The organism is Butyricimonas muris, from assembly GCF_046365375.1.
GTDB classification, from domain to species: Bacteria; Bacteroidota; Bacteroidia; order Bacteroidales; family Marinifilaceae; genus Butyricimonas; species Butyricimonas muris.
On sequence record NZ_JBKEIT010000004.1, the window covers coordinates 232,729 to 250,365 of the forward strand.

Genomic DNA, 17,637 nt, shown 5'->3' on the forward strand with positions numbered 1-17,637 from the left:
AATCTCGTTACTTTAGAGACTTTATGAACCTTATGAACTTTATAAACTATTTAGCCGCGGGAACGTCTGTCATGTCTTTCACGACAGCTTCCTTGCTTACTTTTAATCTGGCTTGACTTTCAACCTCGATGATCACGGTGAAATCGTTGATCTCCACGATTTTCCCGAAGATTCCCCCGGTCGTCATGATTTTGTCGCCTTTCTTTAGTTCATCCCGGTATTTTTTCAATTCCTTTTGTCTTTTCATCTGCGGTCTGATCATGAAGAACCAGAAAACAACCACGATAAGAATAAGGAAAATGAATTGCATGCTTGCGCCACCGCCCTGAGTAGCTGTCTCTTGTAATGTCAGCATAAAAATTGTGTTCATAAATCTACTTTTTTATTGAGTTTTTATATTTGCAATTATTTTTAGTTCCACTACTTTTTCCGGAACGTTTGCAAAGATATTAATTACTTTGTATTGTTTACCATATCTGCCCGAAGAGTTGAATTCAACTTCAATTTTTCCTTCTCCGCCGGGGGGGATTGGTTTTTTGTCGTACTTCGGAATCGTGCAACCGCAACTGCTTTCCACGTTCAGGATCACGAGACTTTTTTTACCCGTGTTTTTGAAATGAAACGTGTGTGTCACGATCTCGCCTTCCGCCATATCCCCGAAATTGAAAGATTTATCTTTTATTTCAAATTTTGCCGTGGCGGTAGAGTCGTTTACCGCGGTTCGTGTGCTTGCCGGACTCTCGTTTTGTTGTTTGTCTTTTACTTTCCCCTCGCAGGAGCAGAGCAAGAGCGCGATGCCCGAAAACACGTAAAATATTCTTTTCAGCATATTTTTCATTTTGCCAACGAAAGTACGATATAATTTTAAAAAATGAGGTGCTTCATCGAATAATTTTTATCCCGGATATTTTTCATCGTTTCGATACCTATATCGAGATGCTCCCGGACAAAGTTTTGCGTGACCGCCTTGTCCGACTCCGTGGTTTTTATGCCGTCCGAAATCATGGGACTGTCCGAAATCAGCAGTAATGCTCCCGTCGGGATGCGATTGGCAAATCCCACTGTAAAGATCGTGGCTGTTTCCATGTCTATCCCTAGAGCTCTGGTTCCCACGAGATACTCTTTGAAGTGCTCGTCAAATTCCCATACCCGTCGGTTCGTGGTGTAAATAACTCCCGTGTAATATTGCTTGCCGTGCCTCGTGATCGCTTTCGAGCAGGCTTTCTGGATGCTGAAGGCGGGAAGTGACGGTATTTCCCGCGGCAGATAATCATCCGAGGTACCTTCGCCCTTGATCGCCGCGATGGGGAGAACGTAATCTCCCACGTGGTGTTTGGTTTTTAATCCCCCGCATTTCCCGAGGAATAGAACGGCTTCCGGTTCGATAGCCGTGAGCAGGTCTAACACGGTAGCGGCGTTAGGACTCCCCATGCCGAAATTGATCATGGTAATCCCGTCGCACGATACGTTGGGCATATTTTTGTCTTCACCCAAGATCGGGGCGTTGTATTTTTCCGCGAACAGTTCAAGGTAATAATCGAAATTCGTGAGCAGAATGTGCTTCGAGAAGTCCTTTAACGGACGTCCCGTGTAACGTGGTAACCAATCGTCTACAATATCTTTCTTTGTTTTCATCAAACTTTTAGTTTTTGCCTTTTAGTTTTTACCTTTTATCTTTACTTTTGTTGCCTTAAAAGTAAGATTTTATTACCGAATGACAAAGAAAATACCGGCTGAAAATTCTCGGGCAGGCATAGAGGATTTGAAAGAAATTCGAATTGAAGATTATACTTATGATCTTCCGGAGGGGCGTATCGCCAAGTTTCCCTTGGAGCGACGCGAGGCTTCGAAATTGTTGATATACGAGGACGGGGAGATTGGCGAAAGGCATTTTTATGATGTACCCGCGATGCTGGAACCGGACATGATGCTGGTATTCAATAACACGAAAGTGATTTATGCCCGTGTGCTTTTTCAAAAAACGACGGGTGCCGTCATCGAGGTTTTTTGCCTCGAACCCCATTCGCCTGCCGATTACGTGCAGAGTTTCGCTTCTTATGGGCGATGCGAGTGGAAGTGCATGGTCGGGAATCTGAAAAAATGGAAAGAGGGGACGATATATTGCCATTATCAAGTGAACGGGGTTGATTACCGGTTGGCTGCCACGCTAAAATCACGGGAAGAGAACGACGTGATTGTCGAGTTCACGTGGGATGCTTCGCTTAGTTTTAGCGAGGTGCTGGAGTGTTGCGGGCGTATACCTATTCCCCCTTATTTGAACCGGGACTCCGGGGAGGATGATAAAATCCGTTACCAGACGGTTTATTCCAAGAACGAGGGTTCGGTTGCTGCCCCTACAGCCGGGTTACATTTTAGTGTCCCTGTGCTGGATGCTTTGCGGGAGAAAGGAGTCGCAATAGAAGAGTTGACACTGCACGTGGGGGCCGGGACTTTCCGCCCGGTGAAAAGCGAAACTATCGGTGGGCATGATATGCACACGGAACATATATCCGTGCGTCGGGAAGTCATATCGCGTTTGTACCATCACCCGGAAAAGATTGTTGCGGTGGGAACAACTTCCGTGCGGACACTGGAAAGCCTTTACTGGATGGGGGTAAAGCGGTTGACGGGAGTCGATGATTTCAATTCTTTGGAACAATGGGAAGTCTATTCTTTACCAGCATCTTACAGTGTACGGGAAGCCATGGGAGCGTTGTTGACGTGGTTTGACGAGCACGACACGGAATTATTGAAAGCGAAGACCACGATTATTATCGTGCCCGGTTATACTTATCGGGTGATCTCGGCGATGTTTACTAATTTCCACCAACCGCAAAGTACTCTGTTGTTGCTCGTTGCGGCGGCTATCGGTGAGGATTGGCGGAAAGTGTACGACTACGCGTTAGCGCGTGATTTCCGTTTCCTGAGTTACGGGGACAGCAGTTTTTTGAAAGTACGGACAACTAAAAGCGTGGAATAAAATGAAAAGTTTGAACCTTCCTTCTTTTGATTACAAGGTGAAGAAGCAGAACGGACAGATTTGGATATTCGATATTATCCGAAAGCGTTACGTTGTGCTGACCCCGGAGGAATGGGTAAGACAACATTTTATTCATTTTCTGGTAGCGTGTAAGCATTACCCCGCTCAATTGATCGCCGTGGAGAAGGAAATACAAGTATGCGGGATGAAGCGCCGCTTTGACGTGGTGTGTTACGATCGTCAAGCCAATCCCTATCTTATCGTGGAGTGCAAAGCTCCTTCCGTGGCATTATCACAGGTCGTTTTCGATCAAGCTTTTCAATATAATTTATCTATTGCAGCCCGTTTCGTTGCTATAACAAACGGTTGTGAGCATTTCTGCGGTGAGGTTGCCCGGGAAAACGGCTTTCGGATCGTTCTGGAGATTCCTGATTTCGGGGTGTAGACAATTATTGTTTTGACAGAACATGCCCACGGCATTATAAATGAAATGCCGTGAGTATGTAACATGTCCTTTTTTGTACGAAATTGCAACCAACTTGGAGGCGAACTCTACTGTTTTTCAATAGAAAGGCTGCATGCCATCCCCATGTCATTAAACCAACGATTAATGACAGTCAAATATAGATAATTTTTGCGAGAATCCTACAAAACAGCCTATTATTATTTTATATTGGTAATCAAATACTCGCGTACTTACAACATTATTATTATCTTTTAGCAACAAGCGGCAAATTGATAATTATTAATCGTTCGTTTAAAGCGATTTTTGAACTATTCTTACACTGTTATTAGTGTGTTCCCCACGTGTTCAGTTATTTTGTAATAATTATTAATGATGCTACAAGTGTTTAGGTTGATATCAAATCTTTTGTAATTCTCGTGGAAGTATCATGATTTTTCAGCTGCAATAGGAGTTTCATGGAAGTATGATAGGAGTATGATAGAAGTATCTCCCAGTGAACTATAAAAGAAACGATTCGAATATAGCTGCGATGCAACTGATTATCTTATATATATGGTAGGATTATAACCTCCCCTCTTCATAAGAGGGGAGGTGGAAAGAGGAAATGTTTTTTATATCCTACTTTAATTCTTTCGTGTCGTTTTTGAAATAATTGTCCAGTAATCGGAAGGCAGCGGCGAAAGAACTTTCTTCATTGCTTAATACTTTTTCTTCAGCCTGTTTGATTTGTTCTTTTTGGCTTTGGTAGAAACGGTTTCTTAATTGCTCGTCTATGGTTTCGTACATCCAATATTTGGCTTGTTCGCTGCGTCGCGTGTCGAAATACTTGTTTTGCTGGGTAGCGCTACAGTATTGAAGTATATTTTCCCATATTTCCTTGATTCCGGTTTTCTCGTAAGCGGAACAGGTCATCACCTTGGGTTCCACTCCCGATTCGTGGGGAGGGAACAAGTGTAGGGCGTTTTGTAATTGCACTTTTGCCAACTCGGCACGGGTGATGTTGTTACCGTCTGCCTTGTTGATAATGATGCTGTCCGCCATTTCCATGATACCTCTTTTGATGCCTTGCAATTCATCTCCGGCCCCGGCGATTTGTACCAGCAGAAAGAAATCGACCATGGAATGAACGGCTGTTTCGCTCTGACCGACTCCCACGGTTTCAATCAGTATAATATCGAATCCGGCAGCCTCGCACAGAAGCATGGCTTCTCGGGTTTTGCGGGCAACCCCGCCTAATGACCCTGCTGAGGGGGAAGGGCGGATATAAGCACGAGGGTCGCATGCCAATTCTTCCATGCGGGTTTTGTCACCTAGTATACTTCCTTTCGAACGTTCGCTGCTGGGGTCGATGGCAAGTACCGCGATTTTGTGTCCTTCGTTGGTGAGGAATTTACCGAAAGCCTCGATAAAGGTACTTTTCCCCGCACCGGGAACCCCCGTGATGCCGATACGCACGGATTTGCCCGTGTTCGGGAGGCAGCGGTTAATGACATCTTGTGCCATTGCCTGATGATCTACGCGGGCACTTTCCACGAGGGTGATCGCTTGGCTTAATATGTTGATATCCCCTTTTTGGATACCGGAAAGGTAATCATCCACGGATAAGACTTTTTTCTTTAGATGTTTCAATCTTTCCGCGATTGCTGGGTTCACCGGGTCCGGTTGTTCTATTCCCTTGTTGACGGCTAATCCTTCATAGCACGCTTCATTTTCAGGATGTTCTATATCTTGTTGCATATCGTTTTTGATTTTATCCTTGACAAAGATAGAGTTAATGTTGAGAAGTTACAAGCAAAAATGTGGATATGGTTTGATGTTTTCGTGAGAGATGATATTTTATTTTTGCACGGGGGAAAAACACGAGATGCTGAAGTATGAAAATGACATATTGTGACGGAGTAATAGTTTTTTCTTATATTTGTGATATTATTAATTGGTGTGTACTATGCACGAGAAGAATTATTTGCAGGAATTGAATCAGCGGGAAGATAAGGGCTGGAGGGCTTTTTATTCCGATTATTATGTGGCGTTATGTTCTTATGCCAATAGATTTTTGCGTATCCCTTCCGATGCCGAGGATGTAGTTCAAGAAACATGTGTCAAAATTTGGGAATCTGACAATAAATTCGCGACCATGAAAGAATTTACATGGTACGTGTATAAGTCCGTGTACACGAATGCAATGTGTCATTTGCGGACAAAGAACCTTCACCGGAAGTTGCTGCAAAATTTGGAGCAGGAAGAGGTTGTTATGCCTGAGGCGGATTTTATATTGACTATTCGGGAAGAGTTGATTCGGCAATTGCACGTGTATATAGAGGAGTTACCTAAAGAGGCGCAGAAGATTCTGAAGCTAAGTTTGGAAGGTATGTCCGGTAACGAGATTGCGGAAAAATTGAATATTAGCGTGCACACGGTGAAATCGCAGAAGAATAGAAGTTTTAAATATTTGCGGGAAAGATTGTCGCAATCTTATTATATATCATTGCTTTACGCTATTTTGTTCGAATCTTATTTTTAGAATAATCAAAAAATGTCACTTTTTTTTGCGTACCAAATTCGTTTCCATGCATTATATAGACAAAATGTGAAATACAGGTATGTATGGAAAATGAATTTAGTTATATTATTGAACTGTTTAGGAAATCGTATGGCGGGATTTTAACCCCGGGGGAACGGGAGGAGTTGGAACGGTTGTTGGAAAACGAGCAATTGCGACATGTTTGGGAAGAACTCGAACGGGGTGATTTGGCACGGGAAAGTGTGAGGAACGGGGATTTGTTTTCTTGTCAACGGGGATTTTCGGAATTCAAACGTCTTCGAAAAGTACGCAAATACAGGAAATTACGACAATATGTAGCTATAGGAGTCTCGGCGGCAGCCATTCTTCTCGCGGTAAATATGGTGTTCACGTGGTTGCCTTCTTTGAAGAAGAATGTAAAACAGAATTTGTTCGCCACGGTTCCGGATATATTTCCCGAGAGGAATAAGGCTTATTTGCTTTTGGGTTCCGGGGATACGGTGCGTGTGACGGGTGATAAAAAAGTATTTCAAGATAAGAACGGGGCACAGATCAAGTATGATAACGGTGCTTTGGCTTATTCTGCCGGGGAGGAGCCGGAAGAGGCCGTGTACAATACGCTGATGGTTCCCGTGGGAGGGGAGAGTATGGTGACGCTTGCGGATGGTTCTAAAGTGTGGTTGAATGCAGATACAAGGTTGAGATACCCGACTCATTTCACGGGGGACGAGCGGAGAGTGGAGCTGGAGGGAGAGGCCTATTTTGAGGTGAAACCGGGGAGCAGTCCTTTTATCGTTCACACGAGCGAGGGGGATGTCCGGGTGTTGGGGACTTCTTTCGGTGTTCGTTTTTTTGAAAAAGAAGGTATGTTGACCACGCTGGTATCCGGTAAGGTGCTTTACCGGGGACGGGACAGTGTTGTACTGGAACCGGGAGAACAGGTTGTTGTCACGGTAACGGGGGAGGTTCGAAAACGGGAAGTGGATGTGGACGAGTACGTGGGGTGGAAGAACGGGACGTACGTGTTTGACCGTCGTTCTTTGGAGGAGATCATGCGTGATCTGGAGCGTTGGTACGGGGTTAAGGTCGTGTTCGTGCAACCGGAATTGGGTGCGTTACCTTTCACGGGGTATATAAAACGATATGATAAGATCAATACTTTCTTGAAATTGCTGGAAAGTACGGGAGAGTTGAGTTATAAAATAGAAGGTAAGAATATAATGTTGTATAAAAAATAAAACGGAAAGGGGAGATTTCGTTTTCCTAGGACTGATCTCCTTGCTTTCCGCAATTTTATTACTAATTAAATAATTCGCAATTTATGGAAAAAAAACGTATCGAACAAACAATTCGAAAACCATTGCTATGTCGGCATCGAAAAATTTTGAATGTTATGAAGTGGAAGATTTTGTTTATATTCTTTTTCAGTGTAAAATTGTCCGCGAGTAGTTTCTCGCAAGATGTGAAAGTTACGCTGGAACTGGAGCAGGTGAGCGTAAAGGAGTTCCTGAAAACTGTTCAGCAGCAGACGGGAATAAATTTTCTTTATAATGCCAATCTGATAGAGAGTATTGACCGGGTAAACGTGTACGCGAGGGATAAGGAGTTACGGCTTGTTTTGCAGGAAACTTTGAGTCCGATGGGATTAGTGTTTGTTTTCCAAGAGGGAACGGTTATTATCAAGAAAGCGGAGGAAAAGAAGCAACCCAAGCAGAAGTTTGTGGTCGGGGTGGTTCGGGATGAAGTAAAGAATCCTCTGCCGGGTGTGACCGTGCAACTGAAAGGGTTGAACGTGGGTACAGCCACGGATGCCCGTGGGTTTTACAGGATATATTTGCTCGACACGACGCGCAGTGCGGCATTGGTGTTTTCTTTCGTGGGTATGGAAACCAAGGTGGTGCAATATAACGGGAGAGATACGATTGATGTTGTCTTGAAGGAGGATGCCAAGAATATAGATGAGGTTGTTGTCACGGGGTACCAAACGTTGAAGAAGCGTTCACAAGCGGGCTCGATCAGTACGGTGAAAGCGGAAGATTTGTTGTTGAACGGTTCGCAGACGTTGGAACAGGCGTTGCAAGGGAAGGTGCCGGGTATGATGGTGATGAATAGAAGCGGTTTGACGGGAACCCGGCAACGGGTGAGAGTGAGGGGTACTTCCACTTTGCTGGGGAATGCCGAGCCGGTATGGGTGGTGGACGGTATTATTCAGGAAGATCCCCTGCCATTTAAGTCGAATGATTTTAATAATCTGAATCAAGATAACATGGATATGATCAGGAACTTTGTGGGAGGCGCGATTTCTTGGTTGAACCCGAATGATATTGAAACGGTCACGGTGCTGAAAGATGCCGTGTCAACGGCTATTTACGGCGTGAAGGCGGCGAACGGCGTGATCGTGATTTCCACGAAGAAGGGAAAAGCGGGGCGGATGTCTGTAAGTTATACCGGTAATATGTCGGTTACTCCCCGGATGACTTATAACAGGTTGGAATTGATGAATTCCCAAGAGCGAGTGGCGGTGTCAAGAGAGGCTTACGAGAAAGGATTGGTTTTGGCGGATGGAGGAAATTATGATATTGGCTATACCGCTTTGGCTCTCGCTTACAAGAAACAACAGATTTCGTTGGATGAGTTTACAAAGGGAGCCAAGGAATTGGAAAAGAATAACACGGATTATTTTGATATTTTGTTCCGTAATGCTTTTAGCCATAATCATACGGTGAGTATATCCGGAGGTTCGGATAAATCAACTTATCACGCTTCTATCGGGATTAGTGATGTGAATAACACGGCGAAAGGAAATGACCAGCTTCAGTATATGGCAAATATTTCGGCTGGAACAATTATGTGGGATTGTTTGTCTGTTAATTTTGCATTAGGCGCCAGTTATGCAGAAACAAATGCTTTCGTGGGGGAAGACCCGTATTCTTATGCTAGCAAGACGAATCGGGCGATTAAATGTTATAACGAGGATGGAAGTCTTTTTTATTATAAGCATGAAGGGGATAGATTTTTATATAATATTGTGAATGAATTGGAGCAGAGTGGAAATAAGAATGCTTTGTCTACGTTTAATTCTAGTTTAGCTTTGCGATGGGCTATTATCGATGGTTTGAGTTATAATTTTTCGTTAGGTTACAGTGTTTCTAACTCTACGGGGAATTCGTGGTACACGGAGCAATCACATTATATTTCCAAATTGAGGGGTTATAATTTCGAGGAGTATGCGGAAGGTACGGATAAGTACAAGCAATCGGGATTGCCTCATGGGGGTGAGTTGAATTCGACGCAAAATAAGAATGTGAATTGGACGATGAGAAACCAGATTGATTTCACGAAAGTGTTTAACAAGGTGCATTCGGTGAGTGTTGCTGCGGGACAAGAGATGAGAAGCGTGAAACAAGATGGATTCGAAAAGAAGGAGTACGGTTATTTGCATAGCCGGGGAAAGTTGTTCGTGAATATCCCGATAACGATAAATGGGACAGCTAATAGTTTGGTAAGAAATGCCCCAAAGGTTAAGGATACGGAGGAGAATTACATGTCGTTTTACGGGACGTTGAGTTACATGTACGACAATCGTTATGCGTTGAATGCTAGTGTGAGAATGGATGCGTCGAACCGGTTCGGGCAGGATAAGAGTACCCGTTATTTACCGATTTGGTCGGTTGGTGCCAGATGGAATTTAGGTAGCGAGCATTTCTTGGAGCATCAGAATTTGTTGAGTGACATGGTATTTCGTTTTTCTTATGGCTGGCAAGGAAATGTTGTCACGAGCGTAAGTCCGGATTTAATTGCTAAGATTAACGTGTCGGATTCGGACGGATATGTTTTGACGGTAGAGAATTTACCAGCTCCTGATTTGAAATGGGAGAAGGTGCAGAATTTGACATTGGGTATCGATTACAGTTTATTTAGCAATAAAATTCACGGGAGCTTCGATTATTATAGGAAAAAAACGAAAGATATGATTGTAAACCGGGAGGTTCCTTACGTGAATGGAGTAGAGGCACGTCCAATAAATGGAGGTGAGATGACAAATTCAGGATGGGATTTGGGTGTTAGTTTTATTCCTGTTAGGACGAAGGATTTGACGGTATCGGTTGGTTTAACTACCGGTAAAGTGTATAATGAGGTGAAGTCCAAGATTGATCCCACTGGAGCTTGGGATGAGGCGGTGAGTGGAAATTTGAATCAAAAGGGGTATCCTGTTTCCAGTTTTTGGGCTTTCCGTTTTGTTGGTTTGGATCCGGTGCATGGGGGACCGTTGTTTGATATGGAAGGGGCAGAGTTGGAAGATGCTTCGAGGGATGCTACTCTTTACATGGATTATGCCGGTAAGATGGAACCGGATTTTACAGCCGGATTGTCGTTGAATGTTAGTTACAAGACATTTACGTTATCAACGAGTTTTTACTTGAGTTTGGGAAATCAACAATTTTTGGCACCGATTATGACTTCTACGTATGATGGTATACCCAGTGAATACGAGAATATGTCGAAAGAATGGATAAAACGGTGGCGTCAACCGGGAGATGAGAAGAAAACAAGTGTACCTTCGTTACCAGACAAGGTGACTAGTGCAAAACAGATGACGTTTGGAGATAAGGAGTTTTATCCTTACGAAATGTATGGTTACTCGACAGCTCGCGTGGTGGATGCGTGGTTTTTGAAGTGTAGTAATATCGCTCTGTCTTACACGGTGCCAAACAAGAGGTTGCCGAGTATATTACAAAATTTGAGTGTGAATTGTTCGATTACGAATCCTTTTGAGATTGTGAGTAAGGATTTTATGGGACGAGATCCAGAAGTGGCGTTGGGAAGTCAACCTTTGTCCACAACTGTATCTTTGGGTGTTAGTGTAAGTTTCTAAATTAATAATAACGAGTATGAAAATAAGTACACTGCTGATATTGGGATTTGTCTCACTGTTTTTAAGTGGGTGTGATGGTTTTTTGGAAGAGAAGAGTCAGGATGAAGTGCGTCCTTCTACCGTGACGGATATGGAGAAAATTTTACTGGGGGACGCTTATTTTTCAAAGGCTGATGGTTTGTTATTCAATTACGGTACGGATATTTTCTCGGATGATATGATGAATAATGCCGTTATTGATAGTAAGGATCAACGAAAGAAGGATTTGGCTCCTCGTTTCCGCTGGGAAAGAGATATGTTTGACGAATCTTGTGGTTATGAAGATTTGAGTTTCTGGAAGATTCCTTACGAGCGTATAAAAGGGTGTAATTTGGTTATTGAATATATGCCTAATATGCAGGGGGATGAGAGGAAACGGGAGCATATTATTGGTGAAGCTCACGTGTTGAGGGGGTATTATTATATGTTTTTGGTGAATTGTTTCGGGTGGGCTTATAATTACGGTGATCCGGTGGAAAATTTAGGTGTGCCATTGAAGTTGATTTCCGGGGTGACGGAAGAGTTGTTCACGCGTAATACGGTAGCGGAGGTGTACGAGCAAATAGAGAAGGACTTGTTAAAGGGGATTCAGTTGATGGAGGAAAATACTATGGAGTTTTATTTTAATCGTTTGAATGCTGCGGCGGGATACGCTTTGCTGACTAGAATGTACGTATATATGGGAGATTGGGATAACGTGGTGAGGTATGCTAATAAGGTGTTGAAAATGAGACCGGAATTATTGAATTTGAGTAAGCAACAAGTAAACCCGTGGTCTTCTTTCTCGGTTTATGTAGATGTTTGTCCCACAGAGATTTTGTGGGGAATGTCTTGGGATGCGGAGAATAGTTATAATACATGGGGAGATGTAGCACCGTATACTCCATCGAATGATTTGATCGCTGTATTCCAGCAAGATGTGGATAGAGGAGTAGTAGATATACGCGGGGATTGGAAAAATAACCTAAATGCTTATTTAAAGGGAGGGAATATGAAGGTATGGCCCTCTGGTGGAATGCGTTCAATGTGTACGTGGGTGGATAAAGGTCGTATGTCATCGTTAGCGTATAATGGTGGTATTCGTACGGGAGAGATGTATATTAGCCGCGCTGAAGCGTATTGTCAGAAGTATTTGAAATCTGGTAACACGAGCGATGCAGAGAAAGCATTGGAAGATTTGAATACTTTACGGTATAATCGTTTTTACGAGGGATATGTTGAGAAGAAAATGTCTGATTTTGCGAGTGCGGAAGAGTTGTTGAGTTTTTGTTGGAGAGAGCGTCGGAGGGAATTGTGTGGCGAAGGTAATCACCGTTGGTTTGATTTGAAACGTCAGGGAATGCCGGAAATCAAGCATGTTTTCGTGGATAATACCACAGGTGAAGGGACTACTTACACCTTAATGAAGGAGGATAAGCGTTATTTGTTGCCGATACCCCGTAAGGAGATTGATAGATGTCCTACATTGAAACAGAATCAATATTAATGAATGAAGATATGTTATGAAAATGAAGTATATTTTTTTAGGATTAGTATGGTTGTCCGTTATAGGATGTTATGATGAAGACGATATTGTGGTAGATGATAAGCAGGAGTTGACGTACGCATTGGGAGTTGGGCATGATTATGATGAGATTTTGCACGAATGGCATAATAAGTACGGTTTTTACCCGTTGTATGTATTTACGGACAGAGATATTTATTGGAATAATACGATATGGGATAATCCTAATCTGGATGTTTGGAAAGGGAAATGTTTAGGACGTCCGGGAGATCCGGATTATGTCGGTAAACAGGTTGATTTGCTCGGAAAGGTCTTTATGGAGATTTATCCTGATGAATTGTTGAAGCATTTCCCGTTGAAGATGTTGTTGTGTCGAGATTTGTACGAAACGAAATATGCCGTAACCTATGATCCGGTTGCTGGGGCTTGGCTTCCTGGGTATGATTCGACAGCTATATGGACATATCGGGGCTATGATTTTATAGCGGTAAACGGAGCAAGCAAGCAGATGGAGGAGATGACGATGGATGATAAGTGTGATTTGCAAACTTCGTTGAATGCAACTTTCTTGGAATATTTGGGAGTGAAAGGAGTACTTACCGCTCCCGAGGAATTTTTTGAAGTATCGGATTATTGGTACGAATATCTTAGGGGAGATGATCTTTTTGAACAAGGGTATATCATGGATGTGTTGGTGGATGGGGATGAGGAGGAATCTCAAAAGGCAGATTTTGCCTCGTATATAAAGTTGGCCGCTTATAATATGGCAACTTTGAAAAATTCTCCGGATAAAAGTTTGGACGGAGATTCGCGGCCTTCGTGGGTAGGAGCTTTGAATCCAGAGGAGCGGGACGTGAACGGGCTGTGCGGGAGGAAATATGAAATCGTGATACGTTATTTGAAAAGTTTGGGGATCGATACGGGTAAATTGCAGTATCCGGTTCTGGATTAGACGAGTGTTTTTGTTTAAATGATCGTGTTATCCCGGAGGGCGGTTGTCCGTCGGGATAACATTTAGAGAGTGTTGTATGTAAATTTTTATGTATGTTGGAAGATGCTATAATAAAAGTGGAACATTTGTCGCATCGTTATGATGTCCAGTGGGCGGTGCGGGATGTTAATTTTGAGATTACTCAAAAGGGGATATACGGTTTGTTGGGTTCCAACGGTGCCGGAAAGTCTACTATCATGAATATTATATGTGGTGTGATAAAACCCACGGAAGGCGTTGTGCTGGTCAAAGGAACGGATATAACGAGAGATCCCACGGGGGTAAAATGTCATATCGGTTTTTTACCCCAGAAACCGCCTTTGTATGATGAATTAACCGTGGAGGAGTATTTGACTCATGCCGCCGAGTTGCGATGTGTTCCCGATAGGGAAGTGAAAGAGGCCGTGTCCGATGTTATGGGGTTATGTGCTATATCTCATTTCCGGAAACGGTTGATCAAGAATCTTTCCGGAGGGTATCAGCAACGCGTGGGAATAGCGCAGGCGATTATTCATAAGCCGGATATCGTTATTTTTGATGAACCTACCAATGGATTGGACCCGAACCAGATACTGGATATCCGTCGATTGATTAAAGGAATCGCGGAGGAACATACGGTCATCCTTTCAACCCATATATTGTCGGAGGTGCAGGCTATTTGTGATTATATTTTTATGATTGACGCGGGACAGGTCGTGTTTACCGGTAGCGTGAATGATTTTGATAATTATATTCTTCCCAGCACGATATATGTAGATTTCACGGAGGAAATACCCGGGGATAAATTGAAGCATATACCGGGAGTGTTGCAGGTGGAACACGTGGAAAAGAATCGTTACCGGATACGTTTTTCCGATGCTAACGAGGTGATGGAGCATCTCGTGGAAGAGGCTGCCGCTAATTGTTGGCATATGTGTGAGATGAGGTTGGAGAAAATTTCTCTTGATCATGTTTTTGCCGAATTGTCTAAAAAGAAACGTTAGTCAAAATTAAAGAAGAAAATTATGGGTATTATATATAAAATAGCACGGGCTGAATTACGAATGCTTTTCTTTTCACCGATAGCGTGGCTTTTGTTGTTGTGTTTTGCCGTGCAGAGCGGGATGCAGTATATCTATATGTTTGATTATCTCATGTATTCCATGAAAGAGTACGGGGGCGTGTGGGATGCCACGAAATCTCTTTTCGTGAACCAGAACGGGATATGGTATTACGTGCAGGGTTTTCTGTATTTTTATATTCCTTTATTGACAATGGGGATTGTAAGTAAGGAGTTTAACAGTGGTTCTATCCGGTTGTTGTATTCCTCTCCGATCAGTAGCACACAGATCATACTCGGGAAATATTTCGCGTTGGTTTTTTACGGGATGATCATGATGGGGGTACTGGTGCTATATGCCTTAATAGGGTGGGGAACGATTGAAAATTTTGAAGGAGGTCTGGTGTGGAGCGGTTTGTTAGGATTGTTCCTGTTGACATGTACTTATTTGGCTGTCGGTTTGTTCGTATCGAGTTTGACTTCTTACCAGATTATCGCGGCTGTCGGTACGTTTATGGTATTGATGTTATTGAGTATGATCGGTAGATTCGGTCAGCAATATGATTTTGTTCGGGAGATTACTTACTGGTTGTCGATTAACGGGCGTGCCGATACATTTTTGAACGGCATGTTGTGTAGTGAGGATTTACTTTATTTTCCTGTTGTTAGTGCCACATTTCTGGCTCTGGCGGTAATTCGGTTAAACGCGATTCGGCAAAAGCAGCGTTTCGTGATTACCTTGGGTAAAAACGCGATAGTGCTGGGGATTGTCGCGCTCGTGGCGTATGGCTCGTCGCAGCCGGCGTTGACCGTGTATTACGATGCTACCAGTACGAAAGAAAATACGTTGACGCCCGCCAGTCAAGAGGTGGTGAAAGAAGTGAAAGGGGGGATGACGATTACCGCGTACGTGAATATTCTGGACCCAAGTTATTGGGAATATAAATATCCGGATTTTATTATGGAGAATATACGTTATTTCCGTAATTATACCCGGTTCAAGCCGGATATTAAATTGAAAACGGTTTATTATTATGCAGAGCCGGATGAGGATAAAAGGAAAGAAGATCGTGACGGTACGGTCACCCGGGCGAAAGCGATTCGGATTTGTGAACAGTATGACTTGGATAGCAATCGTTTAAAGACGAGGGAGGAGATTGATCAAATGGTTGACCTGTCAGAAGAGGGATACACGTTTATCCGTCAGATTGTCCGGGATAACGGGCAAAAAGACTGGTTGCGGACTTATAATGAAGGTATTTCCCGACAACCGACGGAAGCGGAAATCACGGTGGCTTTCAAACGAATGGTGATGCCTTTGCCTAAAATCGGATTTGTTACGGGGCACACGGAGCGAGGGATGTATGACAGGACTCCTTATGGCTATCAGTTTATTGCCAGTAACAGGAAAGTGCAGTTGTCCGTTTGGAATCAAGGGTTTGATGTCATGGAGATTACCTTGGAGCGGGAGGTGCCGGAAGATGTTGATATAATGATTATCGCGGATCCGAGAGATGTTTTTTCCGAAACGGAGGAAGCTGTTTTGCAGGCTTATCTGGATCGGGGTGGGAATTTGTTCTTTTTGGGAGAACCCCGGCGGAGGGAAATGCAGAACCCGATGTTGCGGAAATTGTTCGGCGTGGAATTAACCCCGATGTTAGCACAGAATGATATTCGGAATAAAGCATTACCGTCTAATGTACTTTTCTGTTTGCCGACCGGGGAGGCTAAAAGGAAAATGTATTATTTGAACCGTTCAAATCAGGTTATGCCCACGGCTGCGGGAGTGGAGCAAGTCGAGGATAAAGGGTATGATATGTTTCCGATCTTGCAGACCGATACGCTCACTCCTTGTTGGACGGAACTTGAAACGACCGACTTCGTGGATGATACTATTCGTTTTAATCCTTCAATAGGGGAGATTTCGAAAGAGTTTTCGACAGTTGTCGGGTTGACGAGAATGGTCGCCGGAAAAGAGCAAAGAATAATTATATCCGGTGATGCGGATGTGTTTGCCAACAACGAGTTTACAGCCAAGAGAGGCGTATCTAATAATAACACGTATTTGTTATTGGGAGGTTGTTACTGGATGTCTTACAATAAAGCCCCGATAGATGTTCGCCGTCCGAGAGCAAAGGATAACAGCGTATGTTTGTCGGTAAGAGGGTATTCAGTGATTCGTTGGGGTATCCGTTGGGGTATTCCCGTGCTCGTGGTGTTGGGAGGTATTTTCATGTGGGTGAGAAGAAAAAGCAGGTAAATTAGTTTAATATTAAGGTGTTATGGAAGATTGTATTGTAAAAGTAGAACATGTTTCTCATCGTTATACCGTGCAATGGGCTGTTAATGATATTAGTTTCGAGATACCCCGCAACGGGATATACGGGATGTTGGGTTCCAATGGGGCGGGCAAGTCTACTTTAATGAATATATTATGTGGAGTATTGCGCCAGACCAAGGGGGACGTGTTCATTAATGGCGTGAATATGCGTGAACATCCGATAGAGGCTAAAAAGCATATCGGTTTCATGCCTCAACAACCTCCTTTGTATAATGACATAACGGTGGAAGAGTATTTATCTTACGCTGCCGATTTGCGGCATATACCGCAAAGGAAGGTGAAGGAAGCCGTGGAACGGGTGTTGGCCTTGTGTGATATTACGCATTTCCGGAATCGGTTGATTAAAAATCTTTCCGGGGGATACCAGCAACGCGTGAGCATTGCTCAAGCTCTTGTTCATAAACCGGCTTTGGTGATATTTGATGAACCGACGAATGGACTGGATCCCAATCAAATACTTGAAATCAGAAATTTGATCAAGACGATCGCTAAAGATTGTACGGTGATTCTTTCCACTCATATCTTGAAAGAGATACAAGCTATTTGTGATCATATTTTGATGATTGGACAGGGGAAGTTAGTTTTTTCCGGTACCGTAGAGGAGTTTGATAATTATATCGAGCCTGATACACTTTTAGTTACCCTTAGAAATGCACCCTCGGTAAGCGAGTTGTTAGAGATTGAAGGGGTGAAAGAGGTGGAAGAAATAGGGAGTGCTTCTTTCAGAATTTATTTTACCCAAGCTCAGGAGGTGATGGACCGATTGATTGCACGGAGTGCAACCCAACATTGGGCGATGACTGAAATCCGGTTGGAGAAGAGTTCTTTAGAGAGAATTTTTGCTGAATTGTCCCAAAGTGTTCAATAAATTAAAATGTCA

Annotated in this window: 14 protein-coding genes; 10 read left to right on the forward strand and 4 right to left on the reverse strand. The window is 43.3% G+C overall.

Annotation, left to right across the window (positions count from 1 at the left end; genetic code table 11):
- Positions 1-46: 46 nt before the first annotated feature.
- Genes yajC through ACK8P8_RS08775 form a run of 3 tightly spaced genes read right to left on the reverse strand, consistent with a single transcriptional unit; the run spans position 47 to position 1,635 of the window.
- Entirely contained in the window at positions 47-370 is a 324-nt protein-coding gene (yajC, locus tag ACK8P8_RS08765; protein ID WP_099294143.1) for a preprotein translocase subunit YajC, read from the reverse strand.
- Positions 371-382: 12 nt separating this feature from the next.
- The gene (locus tag ACK8P8_RS08770) at positions 383-829 is read right to left on the reverse strand and encodes a DUF1573 domain-containing protein (RefSeq protein WP_099294761.1); all 447 of its coding nucleotides are present in this window, start codon (positions 827-829) and stop codon (positions 383-385) included.
- 35 nt (positions 830-864) lie between these two features.
- Positions 865-1,635, reverse strand: coding sequence for an AMP nucleosidase (locus ACK8P8_RS08775; RefSeq protein ID WP_099294142.1), 771 nt, complete (start codon positions 1,633-1,635; stop codon positions 865-867).
- Between the two features lie 79 nt (positions 1,636-1,714).
- Here ACK8P8_RS08775 and ACK8P8_RS08780 point away from each other — a divergent pair, with 79 nt between their 5' ends.
- Together ACK8P8_RS08780 and ACK8P8_RS08785 are read left to right on the forward strand one after the other, a co-directional pair.
- Positions 1,715-2,980: an S-adenosylmethionine:tRNA ribosyltransferase-isomerase gene (locus tag ACK8P8_RS08780; RefSeq protein ID WP_186978142.1), complete on the forward strand. Its 1,266-nt coding sequence runs from the start codon at positions 1,715-1,717 to the stop codon at positions 2,978-2,980.
- A gap of 1 nt (position 2,981) precedes the next feature.
- Positions 2,982-3,425, forward strand: coding sequence for a type I restriction enzyme HsdR N-terminal domain-containing protein (locus ACK8P8_RS08785; RefSeq protein ID WP_369859011.1), 444 nt, complete (start codon positions 2,982-2,984; stop codon positions 3,423-3,425).
- Between the two features lie 639 nt (positions 3,426-4,064).
- Here ACK8P8_RS08785 and meaB read toward each other — a convergent pair.
- Positions 4,065-5,183: a methylmalonyl Co-A mutase-associated GTPase MeaB gene (gene meaB, locus ACK8P8_RS08790; RefSeq protein ID WP_222621212.1), complete on the reverse strand. Its 1,119-nt coding sequence runs from the start codon at positions 5,181-5,183 to the stop codon at positions 4,065-4,067.
- Between the two features lie 208 nt (positions 5,184-5,391).
- Here meaB and ACK8P8_RS08795 point away from each other — a divergent pair, with 208 nt between their 5' ends.
- The 8 genes from ACK8P8_RS08795 (at position 5,392) to ACK8P8_RS08830 (ending at position 17,625) form a co-directional block, all read left to right on the forward strand.
- Entirely contained in the window at positions 5,392-5,967 is a 576-nt protein-coding gene (locus ACK8P8_RS08795; protein ID WP_099294140.1) for an RNA polymerase sigma factor, read from the forward strand.
- Positions 5,968-6,050: 83 nt separating this feature from the next.
- Positions 6,051-7,205, forward strand: a complete 1,155-nt coding sequence (locus ACK8P8_RS08800; protein ID WP_292271418.1) for a FecR family protein — start codon at positions 6,051-6,053, stop codon at positions 7,203-7,205.
- A gap of 155 nt (positions 7,206-7,360) precedes the next feature.
- Complete coding sequence (locus tag ACK8P8_RS08805; protein ID WP_227216712.1) at positions 7,361-10,843, forward strand: SusC/RagA family TonB-linked outer membrane protein; 3,483 nt, start codon at positions 7,361-7,363, stop codon at positions 10,841-10,843.
- Positions 10,844-10,859: 16 nt separating this feature from the next.
- Positions 10,860-12,368: a RagB/SusD family nutrient uptake outer membrane protein gene (locus tag ACK8P8_RS08810; RefSeq protein ID WP_227216711.1), complete on the forward strand. Its 1,509-nt coding sequence runs from the start codon at positions 10,860-10,862 to the stop codon at positions 12,366-12,368.
- Between the two features lie 16 nt (positions 12,369-12,384).
- On the forward strand, positions 12,385-13,338 hold the full coding sequence (locus ACK8P8_RS08815; RefSeq protein ID WP_099294136.1) for a hypothetical protein: 954 nt from the start codon (positions 12,385-12,387) through the stop codon (positions 13,336-13,338).
- Between the two features lie 95 nt (positions 13,339-13,433).
- On the forward strand, positions 13,434-14,360 hold the full coding sequence (locus ACK8P8_RS08820; protein WP_227216820.1) for an ABC transporter ATP-binding protein: 927 nt from the start codon (positions 13,434-13,436) through the stop codon (positions 14,358-14,360).
- A gap of 21 nt (positions 14,361-14,381) precedes the next feature.
- Entirely contained in the window at positions 14,382-16,676 is a 2,295-nt protein-coding gene (locus ACK8P8_RS08825; RefSeq protein WP_255302096.1) for a Gldg family protein, read from the forward strand.
- Between the two features lie 22 nt (positions 16,677-16,698).
- Entirely contained in the window at positions 16,699-17,625 is a 927-nt protein-coding gene (locus ACK8P8_RS08830; protein WP_410025773.1) for an ABC transporter ATP-binding protein, read from the forward strand.
- Positions 17,626-17,637: the final 12 nt, after the last annotated feature.